Genomic DNA, 25,959 nt, shown 5'->3' with positions numbered 1-25,959 from the left:
CGTCTNCGTCTGTCGTCTGTCGTCTGTCGTCTGTCGTCTGTCGTCTGTCGTCTGTCGTCTGTCGTCTGTAGTCCCAGCCAGCCTAGGTGGCCACGGGCGGCGCGGACGTCGCCCACGGCATACGGGATCGGGGTGGTCCCGACGCGCGCGCCGCTACTGTGGCGGCATGGCTGGTCAGGTGCAGGCGCCCTTCTGGGCCAAGGTCATCGCGACGTTCACCGGGTGCGCGTCGATCGGGGCGCTCGCCGGGCTCATGGGTGGCGCGCTCACGAAGGACGTCGGGCGCGGGCTCGTCGTCGGCATCGTCGCCGGGCTGCTCGTCGCGCTGGCCCTCGTCATCCTCAAGCCGGACCGCATCCGCGGCGAGTGACCGCCCCGCGGACCGTGAGGTGGGTCAGGGCCGCTCGCGACCTGACGGCGCTGTCGTGCGGGCGCCACGGCCGAGACGAAGCCCGGGCACGAGCGCGGGGACGCTGACGGCATACGCGTCGTACTCCGCCCCGAACGTGCGGCGGAGGTCGCGCTCCTCGAAGGTGATCCCGACGGCGATGTAGCCGGTGGCGGCGACGGCGAAGAGCAGGTGCGGCGCGCTCATCCGCGGGGTGGCCCAGAACGCGAGCACCATCCCGGTCATCAGCGGGTGCCGCACGATCGCGTGGAGGCCGCCCACCTTCAAGGTCGCGGGCCCGTCGGACTGCTGCGTGCGGGAGCCCCACCCGGCCTGTCGGAGCCCGAGCAGCTCGAGGTGGTCGACGGCGAAGGTCGCCGCGATCGCGAGCACCCAACCCGCCGCGCACAGCGTCCAGAGGGCGTATGCCGTCACGCCCTCGACGTGCCAGATCAGCTGGTCCCATGGTTGCCACAGCGCCAGCAGGAGTGCGAGGCACGCATTGGTGGCGAGCACGTAGGTGGTGCGCTCGAGCTCGGCCGGGACCCGTCGGCGGAGCCAGGCCTTCGCCGGTCGACGTGTCATCACCGAGTGCTGGACGGCGAAGAGCAGCAGGAGCGCGAGGTCGACGGCGACCGCCCACCCGGTGCTGGCGCGAGCCGGCCCGTCGACGGTGCGGGGGATCGCGATGCCGGCGAGGAAGACCATCGTCCACACGGTGATGGCGACGAACCCGCACCAGGCGGCGGCGGAGATGACGAGAAACGCGATGCGTCGGGACATCTCTACAGGTTGTCGACGCGCGGGCAGCGGCACAGCCGTGGAACTACCCCACTTCTACGGCGTCCTTCTACGGGGTCCGCGCGACGTACCAGGCCGCCACCTGCGAGCGGGAGCTGAACCCGAGTCGCAGCCGGATCCGCTCCAGGTGCGACTCGGCGGACCGCTCGGAGATGCCGAGCCTGTCTGCGATCTGGCGGTTCGTGAGGCCCTCTGCCACGAGGCCCGCGACCTCCGTCTGGCGCGTCGTGAGCCCGGTCGGCACGGCGCGGCGCAGCGCCGGGAGGCCGAGGAAACGCCGCACCTCGTCGACGACCGACTGCGCATCGCCGATGGCAGGCAGGTGCGAGCGGCCCTCGAGCTCGACGAGCTCGGCCTCCGGGATCGCCTGTGCGAGAGCCCGGCCGCCGGCCAGCGGGGCCGCCCGGTCTCCACGACGGTGCAGCACCAGGGTCGGTGCCCGGACGCGCCCGAGGTCTCGGGTGACGTCGAGTCCGTAGGCGAGCTGCAGCAATGCGACCGCCGTCTCGGCCGAGGAGGCGGCGCGCTGGTAGCGGGCGAGGGTCCGTCGCGTGCCGGCGTCCGCATCGGGGGCGAAGACCTCGGTGAGCAGGTCCGATCCCAGTCCCCAATGGGTCGCGAGCAGGCCGAGCACGTGCTGCCGGCTGTGGTCGTCACCGATGGCGCTCCCGATGGGCCAGCCGCCGTAGAGCACGAGGCGCGAGAGGGTCTCCGGCCGTTCGGCGGCCCACCGAACGGCCGCCGCGGCCCCCAGTGACCAGCCGAACAGGTCGAAGCGGGTGGCGCCGACAGCGTCGGTGACGGCAGCGATCGTGGCGACCTCCAGCTCCATCGTGCGGGGGCCGTCGTAGGCGTCGGAGAGGCCGCAGCCCGGTCGGTCGTAGCGCACCAGGGTGCGTCCGGACGACAACGCCTCGTGGAACATCCGCTCGCCGGGGATGGCCCATCCCATCTCGAGGTGGCTCAGCCATCCGGGGGCGACCACGAGGAACGGACCACTCCCCGTGACGGCATACGCCACTCGGCCCCCGCCAGTCAGGGGGGCCGTCCCCAGGCGCTGCGCAGCCACGGGGTCCAGTGAACCGCACGACGGCGTGGGGTCGCCCGGTTCAGGGTGGGGGAGTCAGGGGGCGTCGGGCGGCAGGCTCAGTCAGTGGGCGGCAGGCTCGGGACGGCGGGCAGGCTCAGGCTGTCGGGCAGGCTCAGGCCGTCGCGCTCGTCGTCCCACGCGGCCGCGCTGATGCGCCACCCGTCGGCCGTGCGGACGAACTGGATCGTCTTCATCCCGCGCCCGGTGAACGGCTCGCCCTCCTGCGTGCCCGCCTTGGCGTAGCCGCCGAACCAGTGGGCGATGTCGCCGAAGACCTCGACGCGCCCCGCGACCGGCCACTCGCGGAAGCCGGTCAGCGAGCCCCCGGTCAGCAGCGCCTCGCGCGGCGCGATGAACTCCTCGACGCCCATGACCGCCGGCTCCAGGCCGCAGGTGCGCACGATGACGGCCCGGGGGAGCAGCAGCGCGCGCAGCCCGTCCATCCGCTCGGAGCAGCCCGGCCCCGAGACGAACGCGCCGAAGAACGCGTCGACCATGCCCTGGATGGTGGCCCGGTCGCTGGCCCAGTCGTATGTCGCGGCTTCCGTCGTCACGGCCCACACGCTAGCCGCGCCACCCCGACCGATGGCGTATGCCGTGTGCCCCGGTCGGTGGGTGGTGTGGGGGCTGGGACTGGGGCTGGGCTGGGGCTCAGCGGCCGGCGGTCACGGCCTTGAGCTGGTCGAAGCACTCGCTCACGTGGTGCTGGAGGTCGTGCGCGCCGGTCGCGTCGTTGATCCACGTCTCGAAGCCGACCTTGAAGGCCGCGATCCCGGCCTCGGCGGTGAGGCTCGCGGTCGGGTCGGTGACGCCACGGGCCCGGAGGGCGTCGGCCATGGCGGCTCCGAGCGAGGCGAGCTTGATGAGCTCGCGCTCGCGCAGCATCGGGTTGGCGTCGATGACGCGCTGACGCAGCCGCGAGCCCTCCCGGTTCTGCTGGAGCAGGCCGCTCACGGTGTCGAGCGCTGCGGCGACAGCATCAATGGGAGCAGCCGAGTCACTCTGTGCCGCAATGGTCTCCGCGAGGAGGGCGTGCAGGTCGATCGGGCCGGCGAAGAGCACCTCGCGCTTGTCGGCGTAGTGCCGGTAGAAGGTGCGCTCGGTCAGGCCGGCGCGGGCCGCGATGTCGGCGACGGTCGTCTGCTCGAAGCCGTGCTCGAGGGAGAGCTCGATCGCCGCCGCCATCAAGCGACCGCGTGCATCCGGCTCCCAGCGACCCATGTCGTGAATCCTAGCGATGACAGGGACTGACATCAGGGGGTATTGTGCTGATGTCACAGACTGACATCACGGCGGCGCGAGCGGCGGCGACGGGTCGGTCATGATCAGGAGGATCACCATGCGCGTCTTCGTCACCGGAGCATCCGGCTGGATCGGCTCGGCCGTCGTCCCCGAGCTCCTCGCCCACGGCCACTCGGTCGTCGGTCTCGCCCGCTCCGACGCGTCGGCAGCAGCGCTCGAACAGGCCGGCGCCGAGGTGGTGCGCGGCGGCATCGACGACCTCGACGTCCTGCGTGATGCCGCCGCCGCCTCGGACGGCGTCATCCACCTCGCCTTCAAGCACGACATCGCCTTCTCGGGTGACTACGCCGGCGCGGCGACCGCGGACCGTGCGGCGATCGAGACCCTCGGGTCGGCGCTCGAAGGGACGGGCAGGCCGTTCTTCATCGCCTCCGGCGTGCTGGGCCTGACGGCTCCGGGCCAGGTGGCGACGGAGACGGACGGGCACGACATCGACCCCTCCGCCGTCGGTCCGGCGGCTCGGGCGCTCAACGCGGAGCTCGCGCTGTCCTTCGCCGAGCGTGGCGTCCGCTCCGGGACCGTGCGTCTGGCTCCCACCGTGCACGGTGAGGGCGACGAGGGCTTCATGGCCAGCATCGTCGGGGTGGCGAAGGAGAAGGGCGTCTCGGCCTACGTCGGTGACGGCTCGAACCGCTGGCCGGCGGTGCACCGGTCCGACGCAGCCCGCCTCTACCGCCTGGCGCTGGAGCAGGCGCCGGCCGGCTCGACGCTGCACGCGGTCGCGGAGGAGGGCGTGAGCTTTCGCGACATCGCCGAAGCCACCGGTCGCCGGCTCGACGTGCCCGTCACCTCCATCGACCCGGCCGACGCAGCGGCTCACTTCGGCTGGCTCGGCGGCTTCATCGGCCTGGACTCCCGTGCGTCGAGCGCGGCTACCCGCGAGCTGCTGGGTTGGCAGCCCGCCGGGCCCAGCCTCATCGACGACCTCGACGCCGGCCACTACACCAGGTCGGAGCAGGCTGACCGGGCTCCGTCGCGCTGACGTTCGGGCGCCTTGGCGCGGTCGCGGCGTGTCGTCAGTCCTCGAAGACCGACCAGCAGATGGCGTTCCGGCGAGCCTGGTCCTCGAGGACCAGTGCCCGGATCGGTTCGTCGAGATGGTCGCGCTGCCAGTCACGCTCGAGCCGTCCGGCGTTGACCTCGTTCGGGTGTGCTGCTCGAGTGGCCTTGATCGCGTAGGCGGCGGCGCCGAGATCGTGCTCGGCGACGTGGCCCACGCAAGCCGCCTGGCCCGCGGCGTAGGCCGCGAACCGGGCGGCCCCCCGCAGAGGTCGGGCGGCCCCCATCGCGTGTCCGCCGCAGGCCCGGGCATCCATCATCGTCATCTCGCCGCGGGCCCACGCGCGCGCCGCGTCGATGGCGTCCCGAGGGCGAGTGTCGGTCGGCTCTTCCGCCTCGAACAGATGCAGCACGTGCTCGGCACACCGGGCGGCCCACAGGGCCAGGAGCTGGTGATCCGCGTCGCTGAGCAGGCCTCCACGGCGGATCGTGACCAGGCGCGGGTCGCGAACGTCCGGCAGGATCATGCACCTAGCCTCCCAGCCCTCATGGCCCGAAGCGGGATCCGTCTGCAGGCTCGTGAAGAAATCTCGAGGAGGATGTCGAAGACCTCCGCAGCCGGTCGACGTAGGAGTACGAAGCACACCCGAGCAACGAGTAGGAGTGATCGACATGCCGCGTTTCATGGGATTCGTGAGGATGGAAGAGGGGATCGGCACACCGCCGAAGGCACTCTTCGATGCCATGGACGTCCACATCGGCGAACGGGCCGCCTCAGGAGTGTTCCTCGACGGCGGCGGGCTGTACGGGACGGAGGACGCCGTGAACTTCGTGGTCAGCCAGGGCGAGATCACCCAGCACGACGGACCGTACGCCGAGTCCAAGGAGGTCATCGGAGGGTGGTCGATCATGCAGTACGACACCCTCGAGGAGGCCGTGGCCGACCAGCGGAAGTTCGCCGAGCTGCACGCCAAGTACTGGCCTGAGGTCACCGTGATCTCGACCCTGCGCCAGATCTCCACCGGCCCGGACGCGCCCGGCGACTGAGGCCCAGCCATGGCGTTGGCTTCGGGACGGCCGTGGGTCTGGGCCACCGCCGGCCCGCACGACTCGAAATGATGCCATCGTCGCGACGTGGCAGGCCGACCCGGCCTGCCACGTCGCGCTCTCAACCGGGCTCGTGTTGCTGGACGCGTCGAGAGGCTAGGGGGCCCCTGCTTCGAGCAGCCCCCTGACGACCGTTTCCACAGCACCCGGTTGCTCCTGGGCGATCATGTGGCCGGCGTCTGGGACGAGCGTGAGCTGGGCGCCGGGGACGCCGTCAGCGATCTCGACGGCGTTCCTGTGCGATGAGCCGGTCGCCCGTGTCATGGATGACAGCCGTGGGGCAACGGGTCGCCGCGAGGTCGGGGCGCGAGTCCGGACGGCTCATGACTGCTTCGAGCTGGGCAACAAAGGCGTCGGGACCGATCTCGAGCGCCATCGTTCGCCAGGCGTCGGCCGGGTCCGTGCGCGCGACGGTGTCGGCGTCGACCAGGACGGGGTAGACGGCTTCGACGAGCTCCTTGAAGCGGCCGGCGGCAACGGCGCGCTGCTGCTCGCGTCGGCTCGCCACCTGTTCGGGGGAGTCCGGACGTGCCGAGGTGGCGATCAGCGCCAGTCCCGAGACCCGTTCCTGTGCGAGGCGCATGACTTCGAGGGCGACGTAGCCGCCCATGCTGAGACCGACCAGCGCGAACCGGCCGGGCGCTGCGGCAAGCAGCCGTTGCGCCATTCCGGTCACCGTGCTGTCGCGACGAGTGTCGGCGATCGTGACCCCACCGTACGACCACACGATCGGCAGCAGCTGGTAGTACAGTCGGGCCGAGCACAACAGGCCCGGGATCAGAACGGTGTGAACAGGGGTGTCGGCATCCTCGAAGGCTACAGAGCCCCGCAGACAGGGCACGCCAGCGCGGTGGACGCTTCCGAGCCCCGAGGATCTTGGGGCAGCAAGCGCATTGACTCACGATGGGTGGTGCACAGCAGCCGTCGGGCGAGCCCGTGTCTAGGCGACGTTGATGCTTCTCCAAGATGCCCGGCAGCGGCTCAGTGACGTTACGGCCGGCGCAGCTGGTCAGCCGCTGGCCCTCTGGATCCGTCGCCAGCCGCCGGCTCGGTTGTTGCTCACTATGGCTCTGAGGACCTCGAGCAGCGGCGCAGGGTTGATCAGATTGCCGCGGTAGATCTGTATGGCGCGGGCCGTCTTGTTGCCTTCGCCCTGGTTGATGATGCCGTCCGGGTCAGGGACCGTCGGGTCGTACAGGAACAGGTTGATGTGGTCTCTCGTCGCAAGGAGGGCGCAGACATTGCCGTCCAGAACGAAGTACGGCTGGACCGACCGCTTGATGGTCTCTGTGATGTCCGGGTCTGCCTCCCAGATGATCTCTCGCAGCTCGGTGCAGATGGCCCGCTGCCACGGCGGGAGGCGGTCGATGTAGGTGTCGACTCCTGGATGCGCACGCTCTCCCATCGACCCACCGTAAGTCGGCCACGGCCTGGGACTCCACTGCGGCCGACTGACAGTGCGCCGGCTGGCGGCGAAAGGACGCGACCACTTGGCGGTGGTGCGGCATGTCGGACATCGCTGTCGTGAGGGCGGCGGTGTCCGCCTATCGCACCATGCGTATCTCGACCAGCCCGTCGAGATCTGGATCGACCTGCTCGGTCCCGTCGGCTGTGAATCCGTTCTTCTCGTAGAACCGGCGAGCCCGCGCGTTGTCCTTGGCCACCCACAGTTGTGCAGGCCGCTCGCTGAGAGCCTGGTCAAGGAGAGCTTGACCGACACCGTGGCCGTAGCAGCTGGACAGCACGTAGAGCGCGTACAGCTGCTCATCGCGCTCCGGCGGGTGCCCTTGGTGGTCGGCGGCCGGACCGTGCATGACAAACCCCACGATTCGGCCTTCGCGCCGGGCGACACGGAACCGCTCCCCGGCATCCTCCTCTGAGAGCAGACCCGACCACATCACCTGCCGACTCTGGCGCGCGGCGTCATCGTAGAAATGCTCTGGGAGCAGCTCTCTGTAGGCTTCCCGCCACGCCTGAACGTGGACCGAGGCCAGTTCCTCAGCGTCAGCGAGGTGCGGCACCACCACCTCAAAGTCTGTCGACACGGCCACTCACATCCTCACCGGAGACCCACGAGATGCGTCGCTCCGACAGCGAAGAACACTATCCCCAGTTCCGCACCGCATCGATGCCGAAGAGACCGTATCGCGGCGGTTAGACGCATCCACGCGTCCGCCGCAGCCAGCGACGAGGCTCCCGGAGTCCGGCACTCGCCGTGTCGCTCGGGCCTTACATTCGCTGGCATCACGGCTGGTCCGGAAACCTGCCGGGCCATCCGGCACTGATTGCGACGACGTACGAGGGCAGCGGAGAGGCGCCGCAGCAGGAGCCGGGCGCCTGCCGCAGGGTGGTCGCCGCCGGGAACGATGGTCAGGGCGGCGTGCGGGATCTTCTGCGCGCTTCGAGACCCGCCGGCGACGCACGCCAGGAGATCTCACAGGAACCGACTCGGGGATCCTGGCGTTTTCGCCCTGCGTCACCCAGCGCACAGACAGCACCGGGCCCGAAGCGCACCCTGACTGCATGAACACCAACAAGAGCATCAGATGCGCCATCGGTCGGCACCGCTGGCAGCCCACCCCCATCGCAGACATGCACGAACGGATCTGCGTCGACTGCGGCAGCCCCCGCTTCGACGCCTCGATCCACCCGGACCACGAGGCAGGCAGCGGAACCGTCAGCGCCTCGGGTCCTGGCCCCGCACACTTCCTCTCCGGCGGTGGATTCGGCGGAGGGTTCGACGGCGGAGGGTTCGGCGGCGGTCTTGGCTGACCAGCTCGTGCGCAGTGGCCGACCGCTGTCGTGACCTCGGTTGGTGCTGCCGGGTCGGGCGCCAGCCCAGACAAGCAACGCAGCCCTACAGCCCGACGGTAGCCCGATCGGGTTACCTCGTCCGCTCGCGGCGGTGTTACGCACCTCTGACAACCCCGCTTGAACGAGCGGACCATGTCCTGAGCGGGCCTATACATGCGGCAGAACGGGGCGCGACGTCACGGCTTCTTTGGCGCGAGGACCACGACTCACCGGCCGACAACGGCCGGATCCAGAATCAGATCCTCATGTTGCTCAACACCAGACGCGCAGCGCTCTCAGGCCGACAATCGACTAACGGGAAGGAAGGTCAGAAATGACAGTGCACACAAGGGAAGTCGCCCCTGAAATATCCTCGCCGCATTGGTTAGCCCGGACGGTGGCTGCCATCGCCGCTCTCTTCTGGTCAGTCCTCTTCTTCGGGCTCATCGACCTTCTGGTCGTCCCTCTTCAGGATGCGCGCTTCAATGCGCACTACGTTGTGGAAACCTCATGGGGGCTGCTGTACACAGCTCTTGTCGCATGGCCTCTCGTAATGTTCGCGGTGCGTGCCCGATGGTGGATCTTCCTCCACATCGTCGGCGCGTCAGGCTGCGCCGTCCTCCTCGTCGGACTGGTCGGACGTATCCCGGGACAGGCCCTCGCGGGAGCCCTCGTCATCCTGTCGGCCGCCGCACCTCTCGTAATGTCCATGCGCTCGCTGTGGCCAGCCGCACGGCCCAGGCTTCGGGCCTGTCCCGCCACGCCGCTCGTCCTGGCGACGATCGCCGGGATCGGGAGCATCGCTCACGCGGTCGCGGTCGTGGCCGCGGTCCGGTCGAACGCGGTAGACGACAACACGTGGGAACTGATGCACCTGCCCATGCAGGCCGCGTTCGGGTTCGCGGTCGCGGCAGCGGCATTCATCGCTGTGGTCGCCCGAGCGGTCGGAGCCAAAGGCTCTCGACTCAGTGCGCTTCCGGCCTCGGTCTCGGCCATCTGGTTCGGATCCGTGTGCGCGCTCTACCCCGACGTGGTCGGAAGCCTCGGGGTGCTCCTGAGCATCGTCGTGATCGCGTGGGGGCTGGCCTTCGCAGCGACGGCCCTCCTTGGCCGCACACCGCCGGCCCTATAAGGAGCCGGCCACATCGGGAGCCGAGTCCTGGCAGCGACCTCCGAAGGCGAGCCCACGAGACCCCGTGCCGCGCAGGCCCGATGGCCCAACAAGCTCTACTCCCAACTCCAGGCAGAGAGGGCCCAATAGCCGCCGAAGCCGGCGGCGAGATGAACCGCAAGCGCCAGCCCTACTCACGGCCTGAAGAACCACCTGCGCCGGAAGGCGGCGGAAGGACGCACTCGGCTCGGCAAGCGGACGACGACGCCAGAGCGCCCAACAGAACGCGATGCACTAGATCGGTGAGCCTCCCGGGTAGCGGCGGTAGGGGGTCCGCGGCATTCCTACAAAGGGCTGATGGTGAACCTGCCGTCGTCCTCGATGAGCAGCATTCCGGCGCCCTTGCCGAGCGGTTCGACGGTCTCACCCGTCAGGCCTGACACTGCAGCCTCGTTCGTCGGACTGTGTCCGACCACGAGGGCCCGGCCGCCCTCCGGAAGTGACTCGACGACGCCTCGCAGCGCTGCACCGAGGAGCCGCTCCTCGTGTTTGACCAGGTCTGGGTCGATCCCGCGGATCTGCTCGACCGTGGCGTCCTTACCCGCTGCTTTGGCAGCGGCCCGCCAGCGGTCCTCGACCAACGAGCGCAGCCCTATCACCTCGGAGATGGGGGAGTCGTCCTGCCCGGCGGCGCGGCGCAGGATCCTGACCATCTGGGTGGCGCGGGCCGCGCCGGAGGAGATGAATGCGGCGTACGGCGGGTGCAGTCCCTTGCGGCCGATCGCCTCCGCATCCGCCACACCTTGTGCGGTCAACTCGTCGCCGTCGTTGTCGGTGTGCCGCCGCAGTTCCACGTAGCGCATCCCTCATCGTGGACACAGGATCGCGAAGGGCACAAGCAAAGGACTCCGTTGACGCGGGGGCGGCATGGCTGGAGACGGCCCCCGGCATCGTGCGGTTGAGGCGTTGACCGGGGTGGAAGGACGCGCTAACGCTCCAAGGGGCGGACCGTATGTCATTCCGCGTCGGCACCTCTATCTGTCGCGGTCCCGAGCCTGACCGGGCTACGCCGCCAACGCGGCCGGACACCTAGAACGCATTGGAGGGGGCGTGGGTGCCCCACGGGATCTGGTGGATCCTCCTCAGCATCGCCGGCGACCGGATCTGCGGCTGACCCGCTCCGACAACAGCGTTCTCGCTGGTTCGGGCGGCCGCGCTCGCTTCCCGCGCGATTGCCGTGAATGTCGCCGTCGGCACAGACGGGCACCCGCAGGACCGGGACCCTCGTGGCATGAACACGATGTCAGAGATGGTCCGATCCATCGTCCGAGGCGGGAACCGAGCGGCGGCCGACCCGCAGTTCATCGCCGACTACGCGTTCCCGCCGGGCATGATCGACCGGGCCCTCGCGCGATGCCCCGAGTCCGCGAGGGCCCCGGTCCTCGAGGCGGGCCTGCGCCAGTTCTTCCTCGCTGCGGCAGCGGACCCCGACCTGCGGGCCAGCATGCCGTCGCGCGTCGTCGACGAGGCGTGGCACGAGTTCATCACCTTCACCAGGGCGTACGACACGTTCTGCCAGCGGGCGTTCGGCAGGTTCCTGCACCACGAGCCCGAGTACCTGATGGCGTTGTCGGAGGCCACGGCCAACCAGACCACGGTCCTACGTGGGACCTGGAGGACCGCGTGCCTGAGCGCCGGGCTGGATCCCGACACGACGCGTACCGCGCCCACCCTGTTCGCCGCGGACCTCTGGGCGGGCATCGACGAGGCCCGGACGTATGTCGCCACGTGCGGCTCGGGGGACGCCTGCACCACGTCGGACGACGTCGTATGCGTCGAGCATGAGCTGCGCGGGCCGGTGCAGCCGGAGCCGTCACGCCGCCGCCGTCACGCGCGGGTCGGACGCCGCGGCGACGGCGGGGGTGGCGACGGCGGGGGTGGAGACGGTGGTGGCGACGGCGGGGGTGGAGACGGTGGTGGCGACGGCGGGGGTGGCGACGGCGGTGGCGATGGCGGTGGCGACGGCGGAGGCTGTGGGGGCGGCGAATGAGGCCAGGTGAGGCATCGCACGTAGGGCAAACGAACCGCGCCTCGTCATGTGAGCGGCCGGATTAGCAGACCCATTGGCGGTACCGCTCGAGAGGCTCTATCGGCAATAGCGTCCAAGAGCATCGCAGCTCGGCTCCGCGTCGGGCGGCGAATCCCAGGTGCTGACCCCACGCGCGACCAGTGTGACGCACTCCTCTCGCTGCCGGGACCCCGGCGCCGGAACCGGCACCCACGACGTGACGACTACACGTCCATGACGCCCTCCACACCCTCTGGTGTGGGGTCGTCGCTGGATTCCAGGCTCTTCCACCCACGCACTCGACAAGACCCCTGCACGTGGCGGACAGACGGAGGAGGTCGGCGCTCAGGTCCCGCTTCGGAGCTTGTCGAGTCGCCACCTGTGTTGCGTTCCAGGCGGTGGCATGCTCGGGGTGTGAAGACGCAGGTGGTGTCGACGTCACTCGGTCCCGTGGAAGTGTCCTTGGCCGGTCCTGTCGGCGGTGCCGTCGTGCTCGCCTTTCCCGGGGGACACGCCTCGGCGGGCACTCCGCTCGGTTCAGACCTCTACACCGACCTGGGGTTTCGGGTCTTGGCCTTCTCCCGGCCCGGCTATGGCCGCACGCGCGTGGGTCCGCTGATGGCGGCCGAGTTCGTCCCTGCTGTGGCGGAGGTCTGCGACGGGCTTGGGATCAGCGATGCGGCCGCAACCGTGGGAATCAGCTTCGGGGGACTCCAGGCGGTGCACGTCGCTGTCGCGCTGGGGCACCTAGCGCCTCGGCTGGTACTGCACAGCTGCGCTCCGTCGACGTTGCCCTACCCCGACAGCAGGCTGGAGGCGGCGGCGGGCCCGCTGGGATTCTCTCCGGGGACTCAACGACTCACCTGGCGGGCCATCCGCGCGCTGACGTCGTCGGACAGGGGTCTGCGTCTGATGATGTCGACGTTGTCGACGCTCCCGGTCGACTCGTGGTGGCACACGTGGACGCCGGCGGACCGCGCGTCGGCTCGGGCGACCTTCGCGGCCATGGGTTCCGGATCGGGGTTTGTCACGGACCTTCGCCAAGGCGCGGCAGACCGGGCGTGCTATCGCCACGCGGTTCTGCGGTCGGTTCCCTGCCCAACCCTCGTGACGGCGTCCCGACATGATCGTGGCGTGACTTTCGAACACGCCAAGGACTTCGTGCACACGGTACCCAGGACCCACCTGTTCGACACCAACGCGCCCAGCCACTTCTACTGGGTGGGCCCCGGCCGGCTGGCTCTATCCAACGCCATCCACGACTTCGTCGTCGATTAGCCAAAACGGACCCATTGCGGCAGTAGCACGCTCGTCGCAGCGGAGATGTTGGTCAGGCGGCTCAGGCTAGGCGCGCTGGTCCGCGGCCGAGGCTGGTTGTACCGACCAGTCCGCGGGTTCGTCGTCGGTGTCGGCGTCGGCGATCGCCTTGGTCTGGTGCACCTTGCCCGGCTTGTGGTGTTGCGGCGCATAAACGGTGTACACCTGCAATGGCTCGTCACCGATGTTGGTCACGTTGTGCCAGCTGCCGGCCGGAACGATGACGCACCAGCCGTCGGTCACCTCTTGGTCGAAGGTCAGCTCGTCCTTGCTGGGCCCCATCTGGGCTCGCCCGCGGCCGCTGTCGAGCCGGATGAACTGGTCGGTGTCAGGGTGCTTCTCCAGTCCGATGTCGCCGTTCACCGGGATCGACATGAGCGTGACCTGCAGGTACGTGCCGCTCCAGACCACGGTGCGGTAGTTCGGGTTCTCGAGCGTCTCCCTCTCCAGGTTGAACGCCTGGGGACCTGGGCCGCTGTCAGCGATGCTCATGGTTCGACCCTAGCCTCGCCCGAGCGTGGATGGACTGCTTCCCAACCAAGGCGGTTGCCACGCGCTGAAGGCAGCCTCCGTAACGAGGAAACGCCCGTCTAGGGGGTGTTACTCGACTACCAGCTGCAGATCGATGAGGGCCCACGCCCGCGCATTGCGACAACATCCCTCACGTCGGGCCGGCGGGCGCGGCGACCAATTGCACCTTGCCCGACCATCGCTTGACCAGCGGACTGTAGAAATGTCGGACGTTCGGGCCTGCCTGATGCGATTAGCGGCCACCCGCAAGCCGAGATCTGCTGCATGCGCAATGCTGCCTCGCTAAGTCGCCTCGACGAGATAATCCCGGGTAAGAAGACCGCCCCGGAACAATAGGCCTGGTAAGAACTCCCCTGGCAACGGAACCAATGCTGTGAGTCTGCGTGCCAATGGGGCGTATAACGCGCACCTCGCGACATGAGGGTATTCAGAGCCCGGTCATCTTCGTGCACGTCTTCGTTGTAGCCGGGACCCGAGAGGCACCCGGGTCTCGGTCTCGGTCTCACCGAGTGCGGTGCGATCGCGTAAGGAGGGCTCGGGCTGCGTGGCGCCGATCTGGTCGAGGGCGCTCGAGCCGGCGGGGTTGCCGGGGTTGGGGACGATCCAGAGGTTGCTCGAGCAGCCAGGCCAGGGCGACCTGCGCCGGGGTGGCCCAGTGCGCTGTCGCGGCCCGGCTGATGAGGTCGACCACTACCACTGCCCGGCAAACGCAAATACGTAGACAAAACCCGATATCCTTGGACGCCGCTATTGGCGGGAGAACCCGAAAATATGAGCAGTTTGTTCTAGTTGGAGGGGATATGGAACCAGAGACCAGACGTCCAGCGGACGAGGGGGAGGCATCCTCCAGGAACGTCGTTGGTGCCACTCACGCGTTCTTGCTCGATGGCAACGAGCAGCCCGAGATGACACGCATCAGTGCACAGGCCGCTGACAACGAAGCCTTGAGGAAGTCCCTGACTGAAGTGAACGAGCGAGGGCAGGCGAGTAGAACGTGAGAGCCACACACGTGAGGATCGCAGGGTCACTGGCCCTGGTTATGGTTCTGGCCCTGATCCCCTTCGCGGCCGTGAGTAACGGCGCGTCGACCACGGCGCACTTCATCGCCAATCTTGGGGGAAGCACAGCACCAGCTGCCCTCGGCTACAACGTGTTTGACACCAGTCCCAGCAACGTGGGGAATCTTCCCAGTGGAGTACGAGGCCTGGTCTGGCTGGGACAGAAGTGCCCCACCACGGCAGATGCAAGCTTTCGGAGCGCCATCGACAATCTCAGTACCAATGAAAGGGTCTTCGGCTACTACTTGAGCGACGAACCCCACATCTCAGACTGCCCTGGTGGCCCGGCGGCCCTGAAGTCACGAACGGACTACATCAGGAGCAAGAACTCCAGCCAGTACACCTTCATCGTGCTGGATGACCAGGTGGACATGACACCGTTCCGTCCCGCTGTCACTGGGGTTCATCTGGTCGGCCTGGACCCGTACCCGTGCAGCATCGCCAACCCCCAGTGTGACTTGACCAAGATCGGACAGCGGGTGGGTTGGGCAGACACAGCAGGTATCCCACGATCACAATTGGTCCCGACCTTCCAGTGCTTCGGGCAGAACAACATCTCGGGTGGCTACTACACCCTGCCCACGGCGACACAGCTGCGCGCCATGCTGGCTGAGTGGGCCAAGTACCTGCCCGACCCGGTGATGGACTACTCATACTCATGGGGCAACCAGTCATCCTCGAACCCAACCCTGGTGAACTCGCCTGCCCTGCAGCAGGTGATGGCTGAGCACAACGCTGTTGGTGGGCCTACGGCAACCACAACACCGCCGCCCACGGTGACAGTCACGCCTACGCCGACGCGCACGAAGAAGCCGCATCCAACTCACTCCGGGCATGCAGGCTGAACCGCCCCGGGTTTAGGAGGCGTCACTCCTTGGGAAGCGTGGAGTCGTGACGGGGACAGGTCCCGCAGGTTCCCGCCTGAGCTGAAGGCTGGGGGTGGAGCCACTCCGCTGTGACTGCGGAGCTGCTCAAGAGGTTGACCGGCGGAATGAGATGGCCAGTCCTGCAAGCAGCAGCGCTGCCGCCAGGAGGCCGAAGGCTGCGCTGAGGTCGATGTCTTGCTCGCTGACCGTCACGTGCTTGGGGAGGTCGGCGAGGACCTTGGTCAGGCCGTCGGCGTCTGTCGCGGCGAAGTACTCGCCGCCCGTCCTCTGAGCGACGCCCTTCAAAGCCGCCTCGTCCACCACGAGGAAGTTGCGGCCACCCAACGACCCACCACCGGGACCACTGAAGTCACGCGTCCGAGGCGTGAAGCCGCCGTACTGGTCGCGCGTGCACGCCATCTGCGTCGGGTTCGTCGTGCCGAAGCCGATCGGATAGACCCGCACCCCGCGCGCCGCCGCCTGGTCAGCAGCCTCGGCCGGCGTCACCCCACGCGTGTTCGCACCGTCCGTCAACAGCACGATGATCTCCGGCGCCACATCCACTGCCGCACCACTGCCGCTACCCGAGCCGCCACCGACACCCCCACCGGCAGAAGGGGTGGGCACAGGAGTCGGGTCCGCCAGACCGGGCCCGTCCGTCGTCGGCTCTTCGACCGGGTCGGCCGGCGCCACGTTCGGGTCCAGCTCGGCGATCGCGTCGATCGACCTCAGGATCGCCGCCCCGATCGTCGTCCCACGCCCCGTCGTCACCGCGTCGATCGCCGCCAGCAGCTCTCCCCGGTCCGCGGTAGGCGCCACCGCGAGCTGCGCGAACCCGGAGAAGACCACGAGCCCGACCTTCGTCTCGTCGTCCTGCCCCTCGACGAACGTCCGCACGGCTGCCTGCGCCGCGCTCAGCCGGTTCGGCACGACATCGGTCGCGCACATCGACCCTGACACGTCGAGCGCCAGGATGATCGTCGAGCTCGACGTCGGGACCGCTGCCCGCACCGTCGGCCGCGCACTCGCGAGCCCCAGCAGAGCCAGGGCGCAGAGCACCAGACCCACAGGCACGTGCCGCTTCCACGACGCCGACCCAGCACCGGCAGCCCGCAGCAGCGCCACGTTCGAGTAGCGCACCGTCTGCCGCCGCCGACGCCGCAGCTGCCACACGTAGATCCCGAGCAGCACCGGCACGAAGACCAGCGTCACGAGCAGCAGCGGCACCCCGAACGACACGTCAGATCACCCGCCCCTGCCTCAGCACCGACACCGTCGCCCCACCCAGCAGCAACAGGGCAGCCAGCGCCGCCACCCACGAGGTCACCTCGTGCGGCACCGTCCGCGTCGTCCACTGCAGCTCGATCGCGTCATAGACGGCAGCCAACGTCGCAGCGTCCGACGCCCGTCGGTACGTCCCGCCCGTCGTCTCCGCGATGGCCTGCAGCGACGACTCGTCGAGCGCCGTCGCGATGCTGAAGCCGTCCACCTTGATCGTCGTCCCCGCCGGCGTCCCGAGCCCGATCGGCTCGATCCGCACCCCCGCCGCCGACGCGAGCTCGGCTGCGCCCGAAGGCCCGTCCTTCGTCGTGTCCTCGCCGTCGGTGAGCAGCACGATCGCCGTCCCGCCGTGGTAGCCGATCGGCGTCTCCTCGTCGGTCCCCTTCTCGGCATCACCCGGTGCCTTGACCGGCTTGCCGACGATCGCGCTGAGCCCGCCGAGGATCCCGTCGCTCAGCGACGTGTCACCGGCAGGCTTCAGCCGCGCGATCGCCGCCAGCACCGCAGACCGGTCGTCCGTCGGCCGCTGCGTCACGAGCCCGGTTCCGCCGAATGCGACGACCGCGATCCGCACCGACGCCGGCTGCTTCGCGACAAACCCCCGCGCCGCCGCCTTCGCCGCCTCGAGCCGCGACGGCTTCACGTCCGTCGCCGCCATGCTGTTGGACACGTCGAACGCGAGCACGACCGTGCCGTCCCGGTGCGGCTCGGTGACCGACGCCACCGGTCGCGTCAGCGACAGCACCATGACCGCCATCGCCGCGATGAGCAGGGCCGGACCCAGGTGCCGCCACCGCGACCGTGCCGGCGCGGGCATGACGAGCCCGTCCGCCGCCAGCGCCGCCCGCCGGGCCTCCTGCGCCCGCAGCACCCGTCGGTAGCCGACGACGAGCAGCGGCACGACGAGCAGCCCCGCCAGCGCCCACGGCCACATCAGTGACAGCTCGCTCACCGCCACCACCTCATCGCGACCACCTCATCGCCGTCGCCTCCGCCGCAGCTCGGAGATCCGCAGCAGCGACCGCACGAGGTCGTCGTCCGTCCGCACCGGATAGAGGTCGACGCCGACCTTGCGCGCCCGCGTCTCGAGGTCCGCCTGTCGCGCCTCCGCGGCCGCCGCCAGCCGCGCCCGGAACCCGACGTCGCTCGTGTCGACGAAGATCTGCTCGCCCGTCTCCGCGTCCTCGACGTAGACCGCGCCCGCGTCCGGCAGCTCGCTCTCGCGGGGGTCGACGACCTGGATCGCGACGACCTCGTGACGCCGCGCCAGCCGCGACAGCGGCGCCTCCCACCCGTCCGCCGTGATGAAGTCGGACACGACGAGCACGAGCGACCGCCGCCGCGCGATCCCCGCCGCCGCGGTGAGCAGCACCGACAGGTCGGTCACCCCACGGCTTGCGTATGCCGTCCCGCCAGGTCCGCGCCCACCCGCGGTCCGCGCCCTCCGCCGCCCGAGCCACCCGCGCTCGCCCCGCCCGCCGGCCCCGGCCGCCGCCGCAACCTCGGACTCAGCAGCGCGCGCCTCTCGGCGGTCGAGCAGCGTCTTGGCGATCCGCAGCACCTGGTTGCGGCCGGACGACGGCGGGATCACGAGGTCGACCCCGGTGTCCATGACGATCGCCCCGACCCGGCTCCCGCCACGCGTCAGCACGTGCGCGAGCGTCGTCGCCACCTCGGCGAGCACGAGGTCCTTCTGCCGGTCGACCGGCCCGAAGCCCATCGACGCGGAGTGGTCGAGCAGCAGCCACGCCGTGAGCTCACGGTCCTCGACGAACTCCCTCACGTAGGGCTCGTCGAGCCGCGCCGTCACGTTCCACTCGATGTGCCGCAGGTCGTCGCCCGGCACGTACTCACGCAGGTCGGTGAAGTCGAGCCCGGCGCCCCGGAAGAGGGTCCGGTAGTCGCCCTGGAGTCGCCCGTCGAGCCGCCGCACCACCCTCCACTCGAGGCGCCGCAGCAGGCTCTCGGCGCTCAGCGTGGAGGTCGCGCCCATGTCGCGTCACCGCCACCGGCGGCACCAGGACCGCCAGAACCACCAGGACCGCCAGGACCACCCGGAAGCTCGGCCCCGAAAGCGCCCGCCACAGAAGCCGACCCACCAGATCCCCCAGACCCACCGGGCCCGTCGAAACCGCCCGTCCGCTCCCGCAGCGGAGCCGTCGGCACCGGCACGGCCTCGAGGATCGGGGTCAGCAGGTCGTCGGCCGACAGGTCCTCGGCCAGCGCCTCGTAGGACAGCACGATCCGGTGCCGCAGCACGTCCCGTGCGAGGTCGCGCACGTCGTCGGGCAGCGCGTAGTCCCGCCCCCGCAGGAACGCCAGCGCCCGCGCCGCCAGCACGAGGTTGATCGACGCGCGCGGACTCGCGCCGTACGTCAGCAGCCGGGCCAGGTCGTCCCGGCCGACGCCCGCCGGCTCGCGCGTCGCGGTGGCCAGCCGGACGGCATACTCGATGACCGCGGGGTCGACGTAGACGGCGTCCGCCTCGCGCTGGAAGCCGCGCAGCATCTCCGGGTCGAGCACCTTGACCGTCGCCACGGCGGCCGAGATCTGCCGCTCGACGACGACGAACTCCTCAGCGGCAGAGGGATATCCGATGAGCACCTTGAGCATGAAGCGGTCGACCTGCGCCTCGGGCAGCGCATATGTCCCCTCCGACTCGATGGGGTTCTGCGTCGCCATGACGAGGAACGGGTCGGGCGCCGGGTAGGTCTCGCGGCCGATCGTCACCTGCCGCTCCTGCATGACCTCGAGCAGCGCGCTCTGCACCTTCGCCGGCGCGCGGTTGATCTCGTCGGCGAGCACGAGGTTGGCGAAGACCGGCCCGAGCGAGACCTGGAACTCGCCGTCCTTCTGGTTGTAGATCCGCGTCCCGACGAGGTCGGCCGGCACGAGGTCGGGCGTGAACTGGATGCGCTGGAAGTCGCCGCCGATGGCCTGCGCGAGCGTCTTGATCGCCATCGTCTTGGCCAGCCCCGGCACGCCCTCGACGAGCAGGTGCCCCCGTGCGAGCAGCGCGACGAGCATCCGCTCGACGAGCACGTCCTGCCCGACGATCGTCCGCTTCACCTCGTAGAGCGCCTGCTCCAGCGCGTGCCGACCAGTGGGTGCCTGTCCGTCCATGCCGTCCTCCTGCTCGTTCACGCCTGCTGGGTCACGCTCGTCGATGGCGTATGCCGTGTGCTCGCCCCCCGCGTGGGGGCGTCCTCTCAGCGGGGTGGGCTGCCCGCCGCCCCTCCCGCCGTCGCGATCGGGACCGCGAAGCCGATGCCGACGAAGAGGGTCTCGTCGGTCGGGTTGGCGAGGCCGGTGACGATGCCGACGACCTGCCCGGCCTTGTTGAGCAGCGGCCCACCGGAGTTGCCAGGGTTGACGGCTGCGTCGATCTGGATGAGGTGCTCGAGCTTGCGGTCGCCCTCGACGCGCACCGTCCGGTCGAGCGCCGACACGACGCCGGCCGACAGCGAGTCGGTCAGGCCGAGCGGGTGGCCGACGGCGAAGACCGGCGCCCCGACGGCGACGCCACCACCGAGCACGGCCGGGACGACCGTCTCGGGCAGCGTCGACGGGGTGAGGGTCGCGATGTCGCTCTCCGGCTTCTCGCTCGCGACCTTCGCCGGCGAGGTCGTGCCGTCGGCGAAGGTGACGGTGATGTTCGTCGACCCGTCGACGACGTGCAGCGCCGTCAGCACCGTGCCGTCCTCGTTGACGACGACCCCGGCGCCGCTGCCCTCCTGCTCGACCCCGTCCACGGTGTCGCGGGTCTCGATGAGCACGAGCGACGGTGCGATCGCCGCGTGCGCGACCGACCCGTCCGCCGGGGCGGCGGCGTCGGCCTCCGCCTGCTTCTCGATGCCGCGCTGGACGCTCGTGTCGACGTCGCGCTGCGTGAGGACGTGCGGTGCCGGAGGCCGCGTGACGGCATACGTCGTCACGAGCGCGACGATGACGAGGAGCGCGACAATGCCCCACCAGGCACGGCGCGACACTCGGGCCAGACGGTCGCGGAGACGCTGCCACCGACCGGGCGGGGGAGGCTCGGGCTCCGGGGCGGGCGTGCCGAGGAGCAGCCTGGCGCCTGGGGCGACGGCGGTGTCGATCGCAGGGGGAGCGGTGACCCGTGCCACCTTTTCGACTGTACGTTTCCTGAGACCCGAGCGGCAGAGGCTGTCGAGTCTTCACAGGATCGCGAGAACCGAGGACGGCCGCCCCGACGACGGGTATAGAGAGGTATGCCGTCTGCCGCCTCCCTGCTCAGCCAGCACCTCCGCGAGCAGCGAGAGGCGCTGACGACCGCCGAGGCCGACGTGCGCGCGGGCGAGCCCGAAGGGGTCCACGACCTCCGCGTCGCCATGCGCCGGATCCGCAGCGCCCTCGCGAGCTTCCACGCCCTCGTCGACCCGGCTGTCACCGAACCGCTCCGCGACGAGCTGCGCTGGGCGGCGGGCCGCCTCGGCGAGGCACGGGACGCCGAGGTCGTCCAGGACCTCGTCGACACGCTGCTCGACGACATCGGCCCCGCCGGCCTCGTCGGCCTCGACGAGGCCGTGACCGGCCTCCGCGCCCGGATGCACCTCGACGCCACCGCCGCCACCGAGGTCATCGACGAGACGCTCGGGTCGACCCGGTATGCCGCCATGACCGCCCTGCTCGACAGCGTCGTCACGCACCCGCCCTTCACCGACGAGGCGGAGCGGAGCGTCGCGAAGGTCGTCCGCATCGTGCTGCGCAAGGAGGGCAAGCGGGTGCGCGAGAGGGTGGAGCTGGCCGATGTCGCCGACGCGGCGGCCGACCCCGAGCTGCGGGCGGCGTGCCTCCACGACGTGCGCAAGGCGGCCAAGCGGCTGCGCTACGCCGCCGAGGCGATGGCTCCGATGACCGGGTCGAAGGTGCGCCGGGTCGCCGAGCGTGCCGAGGACGTCCAGGGCCTGCTCGGTGACCACCACGACGCCGTCGTCACTCGGGCGACGCTGCGCCACCTGGCGATCGACGAGGACGCGGGCGTGGCCGCGGCCTTCCTGCTCGGCCACCTGGACGCCGACGAGCAGCGTGCCGCGGAGCGCCTCGAGCGTCGCGGCGGCAAGGCGCTCAGGCGTCTCGACCGAGCCCTTGACCGAGCCCTCGCGTAGACACCGCCCCACTCGACGTCCGGGTGGGGTGGGGTCGGGCTCAGGGCGTGGGAGTGCCCCCGGCGACGAGGCGGGGGACGGGCTGGTCGGGGTGGGGCTCGTCGCCGACCTCCCGCTGCGCCAGCCACATCCGCGCCTCGAGCTCGTCGCGCACCTGCGCGTAGGCCGGGTCGTCGGCGACGTTGACGAGCTCCTCGGGGTCGGCCTCGAGGTCGTAGAGCTCCCACTCCTGCGCGAACCGGCGGTCCGAGCAGCCGGGCAGACCGAGCCCGTCGTTGTAGAAGAAGATCAGCGTGTAGCGGTGGGTGCGGTAGCCGTAGTGCGCCCCGACCTGGTGGCTGCTGTCGTCGTGCATCCAGTAGCGGTAGTAGAAGCCCTCGCGTTCCCTCTCCCGATCGCGCTGCGCCCCAGCCGGATCCGTGAGGTCGCCCCAGAACGACCGCCCCTGCATCCGCTCGGGGACCTCGATGCCGGCCGCGTCGAGCAGGGTCGCCGCGATGTCGACGTTCGTGACGATCCGGTCGAGCCCCTGCCCCGTCGCGACGGCGCGCGGGTAGGACAGGACGAACGGCATCCGGATCGACTCCTCGTACATGAAGCGCTTGTCGAACCAGCCGTGGTCGCCGAGGAAGAAGCCCTGGTCGGAGGAGTAGATGACGACGGTGTCGTCGAGCTCGCGCCGGTCGGCGAGCCACGACGTCAGCCGGCCGACGTTGTCGTCGACGGACGCGACGCACGCGAGGTAGTCCTCCATGTAGCGCTGGTACTTCCACAGCGCCTCCTCGTCGGCCGACAGCCCGGGCGGCACCGGCTGCTTGAGGTCCTCCTCGGTCAGGTGGTCGGCGATCCGCATGGCCGCGCGGCGTGCCGTGTCGGACCGACCCGCGAGGTCGTCGGTGAACGTCGCCGGCACCGGGATCGGCGTGCCCCCGGCGGGCCCGCCCTCGGCATACATCCCCGCGTGCGCGGCGTCGGGCTCCCACGGCCGGTGCGGCGCCTTGTGCCACACGAGCACGCACCACGGCGCCCTCTCCCCGTCGCCGTCGTGGTCACCCCCGCCGTCGTCGCCCTCGTCGAGGGACTCGACCCAGTCGATGGCGAGGTCGGTGATGAGGTCGGTCGCGTAGCCCGGCTCGACCCGCAGCCCGTCGGGGGAGAGGAAGCGCGGGTCGTGGTACTCGCCCTGGTCGATGAGCGCGTCCCACCGGTCGAAGCCCTGCGGGTCGTGGTCGACACCGTCGGTCGAGCCCTGCCCCATGTGCCACTTGCCGACGAACGCCGTGCGATAGCCCGCCTCGCGGAGAGCCGTGACGAAGGTCGGCTGCGACGCGTCGACGAACGTGTCGAGCGTCGTCACGCCGTTGACGTGGCTGTAGGTGCCGGTGAGGATCGAGGCCCGGCTCGGCGCGCACAGCGAGTTCGTCGCGAAGAGGTTGTCGAGGCGGACGCCCGCCGCCGCGAGGGCGTCGATGTGGGGCGTGCGGTTGACGACCGAGCCGTAGGTGCCGATGGCGTGGGCCGCGTGGTCGTCGCTCAGCACGAAGACGATGTTGGGGCGGCGCTCGCTCACGAGCCGCCCCCGTCGTCGGCCGGCACCGTGCGGTGCGCGTCGGCGGCGGCCTGGACGCGGGCGACGTAGTCGCTCCACCAGGCGTCGTCGCCCATGTGGTCGTGGTCCCGCCCGCCGCGCCCGTCGATCGACTCGCGCAGGATGTCGGCGTGCCCGGCATGCTGCGACACCTCGGCGACGCACCGGACGAGCAGCGACCCGAGGGTCGTCTCGCGACGCTCCTCGGGCCACCACGCGACCCTCGCCGGGGCGTCGAGCCCGAGCTCGCGCACGACGGCGTCGCAGTGCGTCGCCGCTCGCTCGTAGAGCCCGACGAGGTCGGCGCGGGACTCCTCGGCCGTGGCCCACATGTCGGCCGAGTCCCAGATCGAGCCGTCCTCGACCCAGGGCAGCCGCTCGCGCGACGGTCGCCCGACGGAGTCGGCGAGGTAGGCGAGCTGGACGCCGGCCACGTGCTTGACGAGCCCGAGCAGGTTGGTGCCGCTCGGGGTGATCGGCCGGCGCACGTCGTAGTCGTCGAGCCCGTCGAGCGCGCGCAGCAGCCCGTCGCGCCCCTCCTGCAGGTAGCGCAGGAGGTCGTCGACGAAGTGCGGTCCACTCACCCGCGTCGACTCGCTCGTCCCGCTCACAGCACTGGTCCCGCTCGGCGTCGCGCTCACGCCGACCACGCTAGACGCCGCCCCCGACGGCGGCGAGGGATGAGGACCACCGCCGGCGTATGCCGTGTCGCCCGGTCGTCAGGACGCAGCCCCTTCCAGCACCGCCAGGTCACGTCGACTCGCCGCCGGTGAGCCCGGCGTCGGTGCGAACCGCCAGATGACTCCCTGCTGCACGAACGTCCACGCGTTGTTGAAGAACCAGTAGGCGACGAGGCCCGCCGGCACGACGACCGCCGCGGCCAGCACTCCGACCGCGCCGAGCCACGGCAGGAGCCGCTGGACCGTCGCCATCCCCTCGGGGAGGTCGGTGGGGTCGGTCATCGGCAGCACGAACCAGCGCTGGGTCAGCAGGCTCAGCGCCGCCGCACCCACGGCGACGGCGACGAGGACGAGCCCGGCCACCGGGTTCGACCCGAGCGTCGTGCCGAGGTGGCTCGTCAGGTGCAGACCAGCAAGCGAGGCGGCCGACGCCGACGCGACGAGTCCGGCGTCGAGCGCCCCGACCGAGTGCCCGGCCGTGAGGTCCGAGACGACGCGGTAGAGCGCGTAGAAGAGCGGCAGCTGGAGCAGCGCGGGCGCGAGGCTCCAGCCCGAGACGCCGTGCTCGGCGTGGATCGCCTTCTGTTCGGCGCGCATCGCAGTCAGCTGCTCGAGGTCGCGGCTGCCGGCATACCTCTGGCGGAGCTCGCGCAGCTGGGGTGCGGCGTGGGCGCGGGCGTGCGACGAGCGCACCCCGTGGATCGTCACGGGCAGCAGCACCGTGCGGACGGCGACGACGAGCAGCAGGACGGCGAGCAGCCAGGCGCCCGCCGACCCGGGGCTCAGGCCGAGCGAGCCGGCGACGTCGTGGGTGGCCGCGAGCACCGCGGCGACGGCATGGGTGATGGGGGACAGCAGGTCAGGCATGGGTGAGCTCCTCGGCTCGGGCCCGCGTGGGGCCGGGGATGGGTGGGCAGAGGCCCGGACGTCGCAGGTGCGACGAACGGGGTCAGTGCCGACCCGGAGCCCGAGGCCGCTGGGGGCAGCGCGGCGCGTCGAGGGCGCACCAGTACGCCGTCGAGGCGGGCACCGCGCCGGGGACCCCCGACGCGTGGACGCGCACCGGCAGCGGCCGCACCGTGCGCACCGCGGTCGTGGCGAGCACGACAGCGAGGACGCCGACGGTCGCGGCGGTGACGAGCACCTGTCCGGCGCCGCCCGCGCCTGTGAGGGCGCCGAAGAGGACGACGATCGTCGCGGCGAGGCTCGCGGCGACGGCGGGAAGGGCGCCCACGTCGGAGGACAGGCGGTGGCGCAGGGCGCTCATGCTCGTCTCCTTCCGTGAGGGTCTGGCTGCCGGGAGCGGGTCGTCGAGACACCACGAGCGTACGTCACGCGCTCGCTCGACCACGCTCGCGGCGGCATACGACCCATGCGGGTGTATGCCGGGTGGCGCGGCTATCCCCTTGCCCTCCCGTGCGGGGCTCCATACGTTGTCTGGGCCCTCGGTGAGCCGGCCGAAGAAGCCGACCGCCAGACCCGACTCTGCAACGACAACGTCGTCGGGCTGGCGGCGGGCTTCGCCGACGCCGGCTTCACGCCCGTCATCGTCTGGGTCGTGCCCGACCGTGCCCAGCTCGACCTCTACGTCGAGGGCCTCGGCGAGCGTCACCTGGCGCTCGTCGTGCTCGACCCGGGTGGCGCCGTGTGCCATCGCCGCAACGAGCTCCGCGACCCGGAGGAGCAGTTCTTCTTCGACGGCCACGAGGCGCTCGTGGCGTCGATGCGCGCTGCCTTCGGCGAGCTCGGCTGGTGGTTCGACACGTCCGCGCTCACACCCGAGGAGACCGCCGGGCGGGTGCTCGCCCACGCGTACGACCTCGGTCGGCGCGGTCTCTGACGACCTCCGG

Annotated in this window: 29 protein-coding genes; 10 read left to right on the top strand and 19 right to left on the bottom strand. The window is 70.4% G+C overall.

Annotated elements, in window-relative coordinates; all coding sequences use genetic code 11:
- The first annotated feature begins 166 nt into the window (after positions 1–166).
- On the top strand, positions 167–370 hold the full coding sequence (locus ASG96_RS18575) for a hypothetical protein (RefSeq protein WP_056750464.1): 204 nt from the start codon (positions 167–169) through the stop codon (positions 368–370).
- A gap of 24 nt (positions 371–394) precedes the next feature.
- Here the strand turns inward: ASG96_RS18575 and ASG96_RS18570 are convergent, their stop codons facing one another.
- The 4 genes from ASG96_RS18570 to ASG96_RS18555 form a co-directional block, all read right to left on the bottom strand.
- Complete coding sequence (locus tag ASG96_RS18570) at positions 395–1,171, bottom strand: isoprenylcysteine carboxylmethyltransferase family protein (RefSeq protein WP_057588920.1); 777 nt, start codon at positions 1,169–1,171, stop codon at positions 395–397.
- A 67-nt stretch (positions 1,172–1,238) separates the two neighbouring features.
- Positions 1,239–2,258, bottom strand: coding sequence for an alpha/beta fold hydrolase (locus tag ASG96_RS18565; protein ID WP_057588918.1), 1,020 nt, complete (start codon positions 2,256–2,258; stop codon positions 1,239–1,241).
- A gap of 77 nt (positions 2,259–2,335) precedes the next feature.
- Complete coding sequence (locus tag ASG96_RS18560; protein ID WP_082591887.1) at positions 2,336–2,833, bottom strand: DUF4440 domain-containing protein; 498 nt, start codon at positions 2,831–2,833, stop codon at positions 2,336–2,338.
- Between the two features lie 97 nt (positions 2,834–2,930).
- Positions 2,931–3,500, bottom strand: a complete 570-nt coding sequence (locus ASG96_RS18555) for a TetR/AcrR family transcriptional regulator (RefSeq protein WP_057588917.1) — start codon at positions 3,498–3,500, stop codon at positions 2,931–2,933.
- Positions 3,501–3,600: 100 nt separating this feature from the next.
- On the opposite strand from ASG96_RS18555, the gene ASG96_RS18550 reads away from it, so the two are divergent.
- Positions 3,601–4,563 carry an SDR family oxidoreductase gene (locus ASG96_RS18550; RefSeq protein ID WP_304437884.1) on the top strand — a complete coding sequence of 321 codons (963 nt, stop codon included), beginning with the start codon at positions 3,601–3,603 and terminating at the stop codon, positions 4,561–4,563.
- A gap of 34 nt (positions 4,564–4,597) precedes the next feature.
- On the opposite strand, the gene ASG96_RS18545 is transcribed toward ASG96_RS18550, so the two are convergent.
- Positions 4,598–5,107, bottom strand: a complete 510-nt coding sequence (locus ASG96_RS18545; protein WP_057588912.1) for a putative immunity protein — start codon at positions 5,105–5,107, stop codon at positions 4,598–4,600.
- Positions 5,108–5,279: 172 nt separating this feature from the next.
- On the opposite strand from ASG96_RS18545, the gene ASG96_RS18540 reads away from it, so the two are divergent.
- Positions 5,280–5,627 (top strand): YciI family protein, encoded by a 348-nt coding sequence (locus ASG96_RS18540; protein ID WP_235509225.1) that lies wholly within the window; start codon positions 5,280–5,282, stop codon positions 5,625–5,627.
- 274 nt (positions 5,628–5,901) lie between these two features.
- Here ASG96_RS18540 and ASG96_RS18535 read toward each other — a convergent pair whose 3' ends face one another.
- The 3 genes from ASG96_RS18535 to ASG96_RS18525 all read right to left on the bottom strand — a co-directional run bounded on the left by ASG96_RS18535 (position 5,902) and on the right by ASG96_RS18525 (position 7,732).
- On the bottom strand, positions 5,902–6,528 hold the full coding sequence (locus tag ASG96_RS18535; RefSeq protein ID WP_157611016.1) for an alpha/beta fold hydrolase: 627 nt from the start codon (positions 6,526–6,528) through the stop codon (positions 5,902–5,904).
- A 168-nt stretch (positions 6,529–6,696) separates the two neighbouring features.
- Positions 6,697–7,092: a DUF1801 domain-containing protein gene (locus ASG96_RS18530; protein ID WP_057588909.1), complete on the bottom strand. Its 396-nt coding sequence runs from the start codon at positions 7,090–7,092 to the stop codon at positions 6,697–6,699.
- 139 nt (positions 7,093–7,231) lie between these two features.
- Positions 7,232–7,732: a GNAT family N-acetyltransferase gene (locus ASG96_RS18525; protein WP_057589206.1), complete on the bottom strand. Its 501-nt coding sequence runs from the start codon at positions 7,730–7,732 to the stop codon at positions 7,232–7,234.
- Between the two features lie 478 nt (positions 7,733–8,210).
- Between ASG96_RS18525 and ASG96_RS18520 the strand changes: the two genes are divergently transcribed.
- Both ASG96_RS18520 and ASG96_RS18515 read left to right on the top strand, forming a co-directional pair.
- Entirely contained in the window at positions 8,211–8,459 is a 249-nt protein-coding gene (locus ASG96_RS18520) for a hypothetical protein (RefSeq protein WP_056750489.1), read from the top strand.
- A 418-nt stretch (positions 8,460–8,877) separates the two neighbouring features.
- Positions 8,878–9,612 carry a hypothetical protein gene (locus ASG96_RS18515; protein ID WP_057588907.1) on the top strand — a complete coding sequence of 245 codons (735 nt, stop codon included), beginning with the start codon at positions 8,878–8,880 and terminating at the stop codon, positions 9,610–9,612.
- Between the two features lie 323 nt (positions 9,613–9,935).
- On the opposite strand, the gene ASG96_RS18510 is transcribed toward ASG96_RS18515, so the two are convergent.
- Positions 9,936–10,454, bottom strand: coding sequence for a hypothetical protein (locus ASG96_RS18510; RefSeq protein WP_057588905.1), 519 nt, complete (start codon positions 10,452–10,454; stop codon positions 9,936–9,938).
- Positions 10,455–10,882: 428 nt separating this feature from the next.
- On the opposite strand from ASG96_RS18510, the gene ASG96_RS23655 reads away from it, so the two are divergent.
- Together ASG96_RS23655 and ASG96_RS18500 are read left to right on the top strand one after the other, a co-directional pair.
- Positions 10,883–11,641 (top strand): hypothetical protein, encoded by a 759-nt coding sequence (locus tag ASG96_RS23655; protein WP_057588903.1) that lies wholly within the window; start codon positions 10,883–10,885, stop codon positions 11,639–11,641.
- 432 nt (positions 11,642–12,073) lie between these two features.
- Positions 12,074–12,937, top strand: a complete 864-nt coding sequence (locus ASG96_RS18500; protein WP_157611012.1) for an alpha/beta fold hydrolase — start codon at positions 12,074–12,076, stop codon at positions 12,935–12,937.
- Positions 12,938–13,003: 66 nt separating this feature from the next.
- Here the strand turns inward: ASG96_RS18500 and ASG96_RS18495 are convergent, their stop codons facing one another.
- Positions 13,004–13,468 (bottom strand): cupin domain-containing protein, encoded by a 465-nt coding sequence (locus ASG96_RS18495; protein ID WP_057588900.1) that lies wholly within the window; start codon positions 13,466–13,468, stop codon positions 13,004–13,006.
- A 1,048-nt stretch (positions 13,469–14,516) separates the two neighbouring features.
- Between ASG96_RS18495 and ASG96_RS23380 the strand changes: the two genes are divergently transcribed.
- Complete coding sequence (locus tag ASG96_RS23380; RefSeq protein ID WP_157611010.1) at positions 14,517–15,410, top strand: hypothetical protein; 894 nt, start codon at positions 14,517–14,519, stop codon at positions 15,408–15,410.
- 126 nt (positions 15,411–15,536) lie between these two features.
- On the opposite strand, the gene ASG96_RS18490 is transcribed toward ASG96_RS23380, so the two are convergent.
- From ASG96_RS18490 to ASG96_RS18470, 5 genes are all read right to left on the bottom strand, one after another.
- Positions 15,537–16,670, bottom strand: coding sequence for a VWA domain-containing protein (locus ASG96_RS18490; protein ID WP_057588898.1), 1,134 nt, complete (start codon positions 16,668–16,670; stop codon positions 15,537–15,539).
- 1 nt (position 16,671) lies between these two features.
- On the bottom strand, positions 16,672–17,664 hold the full coding sequence (locus ASG96_RS18485; protein WP_235509224.1) for a VWA domain-containing protein: 993 nt from the start codon (positions 17,662–17,664) through the stop codon (positions 16,672–16,674).
- Between the two features lie 24 nt (positions 17,665–17,688).
- The gene (locus ASG96_RS18480) at positions 17,689–18,705 is read right to left on the bottom strand and encodes a DUF58 domain-containing protein (protein ID WP_056750506.1); all 1,017 of its coding nucleotides are present in this window, start codon (positions 18,703–18,705) and stop codon (positions 17,689–17,691) included.
- Positions 18,684–19,856 carry a MoxR family ATPase gene (locus ASG96_RS18475; RefSeq protein ID WP_200962719.1) on the bottom strand — a complete coding sequence of 391 codons (1,173 nt, stop codon included), beginning with the start codon at positions 19,854–19,856 and terminating at the stop codon, positions 18,684–18,686. The genes ASG96_RS18480 and ASG96_RS18475 overlap by 22 nt, the downstream gene beginning before the upstream one ends.
- A gap of 65 nt (positions 19,857–19,921) precedes the next feature.
- Positions 19,922–20,839 carry a S1C family serine protease gene (locus tag ASG96_RS18470; protein ID WP_235506341.1) on the bottom strand — a complete coding sequence of 306 codons (918 nt, stop codon included), beginning with the start codon at positions 20,837–20,839 and terminating at the stop codon, positions 19,922–19,924.
- 105 nt (positions 20,840–20,944) lie between these two features.
- Between ASG96_RS18470 and ASG96_RS18465 the strand changes: the two genes are divergently transcribed.
- The gene (locus tag ASG96_RS18465; protein ID WP_057588896.1) at positions 20,945–21,841 is read left to right on the top strand and encodes a CHAD domain-containing protein; all 897 of its coding nucleotides are present in this window, start codon (positions 20,945–20,947) and stop codon (positions 21,839–21,841) included.
- Between the two features lie 40 nt (positions 21,842–21,881).
- On the opposite strand, the gene ASG96_RS18460 is transcribed toward ASG96_RS18465, so the two are convergent.
- The 4 genes from ASG96_RS18460 to ASG96_RS18445 form a co-directional block, all read right to left on the bottom strand.
- A complete protein-coding gene (locus tag ASG96_RS18460; RefSeq protein WP_057588894.1) occupies positions 21,882–23,411 on the bottom strand; it encodes a sulfatase in 1,530 nt (509 codons plus the stop codon).
- Complete coding sequence (locus tag ASG96_RS18455; RefSeq protein WP_235509223.1) at positions 23,408–24,070, bottom strand: DinB family protein; 663 nt, start codon at positions 24,068–24,070, stop codon at positions 23,408–23,410. Before ASG96_RS18455 ends, ASG96_RS18460 begins: the two co-directional genes overlap by 4 nt.
- Before the next feature lie 78 nt (positions 24,071–24,148).
- Positions 24,149–24,976: a membrane protein insertase YidC gene (yidC, locus tag ASG96_RS18450; protein WP_057588892.1), complete on the bottom strand. Its 828-nt coding sequence runs from the start codon at positions 24,974–24,976 to the stop codon at positions 24,149–24,151.
- An 82-nt stretch (positions 24,977–25,058) separates the two neighbouring features.
- The gene (locus tag ASG96_RS18445; RefSeq protein WP_057588890.1) at positions 25,059–25,376 is read right to left on the bottom strand and encodes a hypothetical protein; all 318 of its coding nucleotides are present in this window, start codon (positions 25,374–25,376) and stop codon (positions 25,059–25,061) included.
- Positions 25,377–25,481: 105 nt separating this feature from the next.
- On the opposite strand from ASG96_RS18445, the gene ASG96_RS18440 reads away from it, so the two are divergent.
- Complete coding sequence (locus ASG96_RS18440; protein WP_200962718.1) at positions 25,482–25,949, top strand: hypothetical protein; 468 nt, start codon at positions 25,482–25,484, stop codon at positions 25,947–25,949.
- Positions 25,950–25,959 lie beyond the last annotated feature (10 nt).

This window comes from Terrabacter sp. Soil810, assembly GCF_001429645.1.
Lineage (GTDB): Bacteria > Actinomycetota > Actinomycetes > Actinomycetales > Dermatophilaceae > Terrabacter.
The sequence above is the reverse complement of the archived record's forward strand: the minus strand, read 5'-3'. Positions and strand labels throughout refer to the sequence as shown.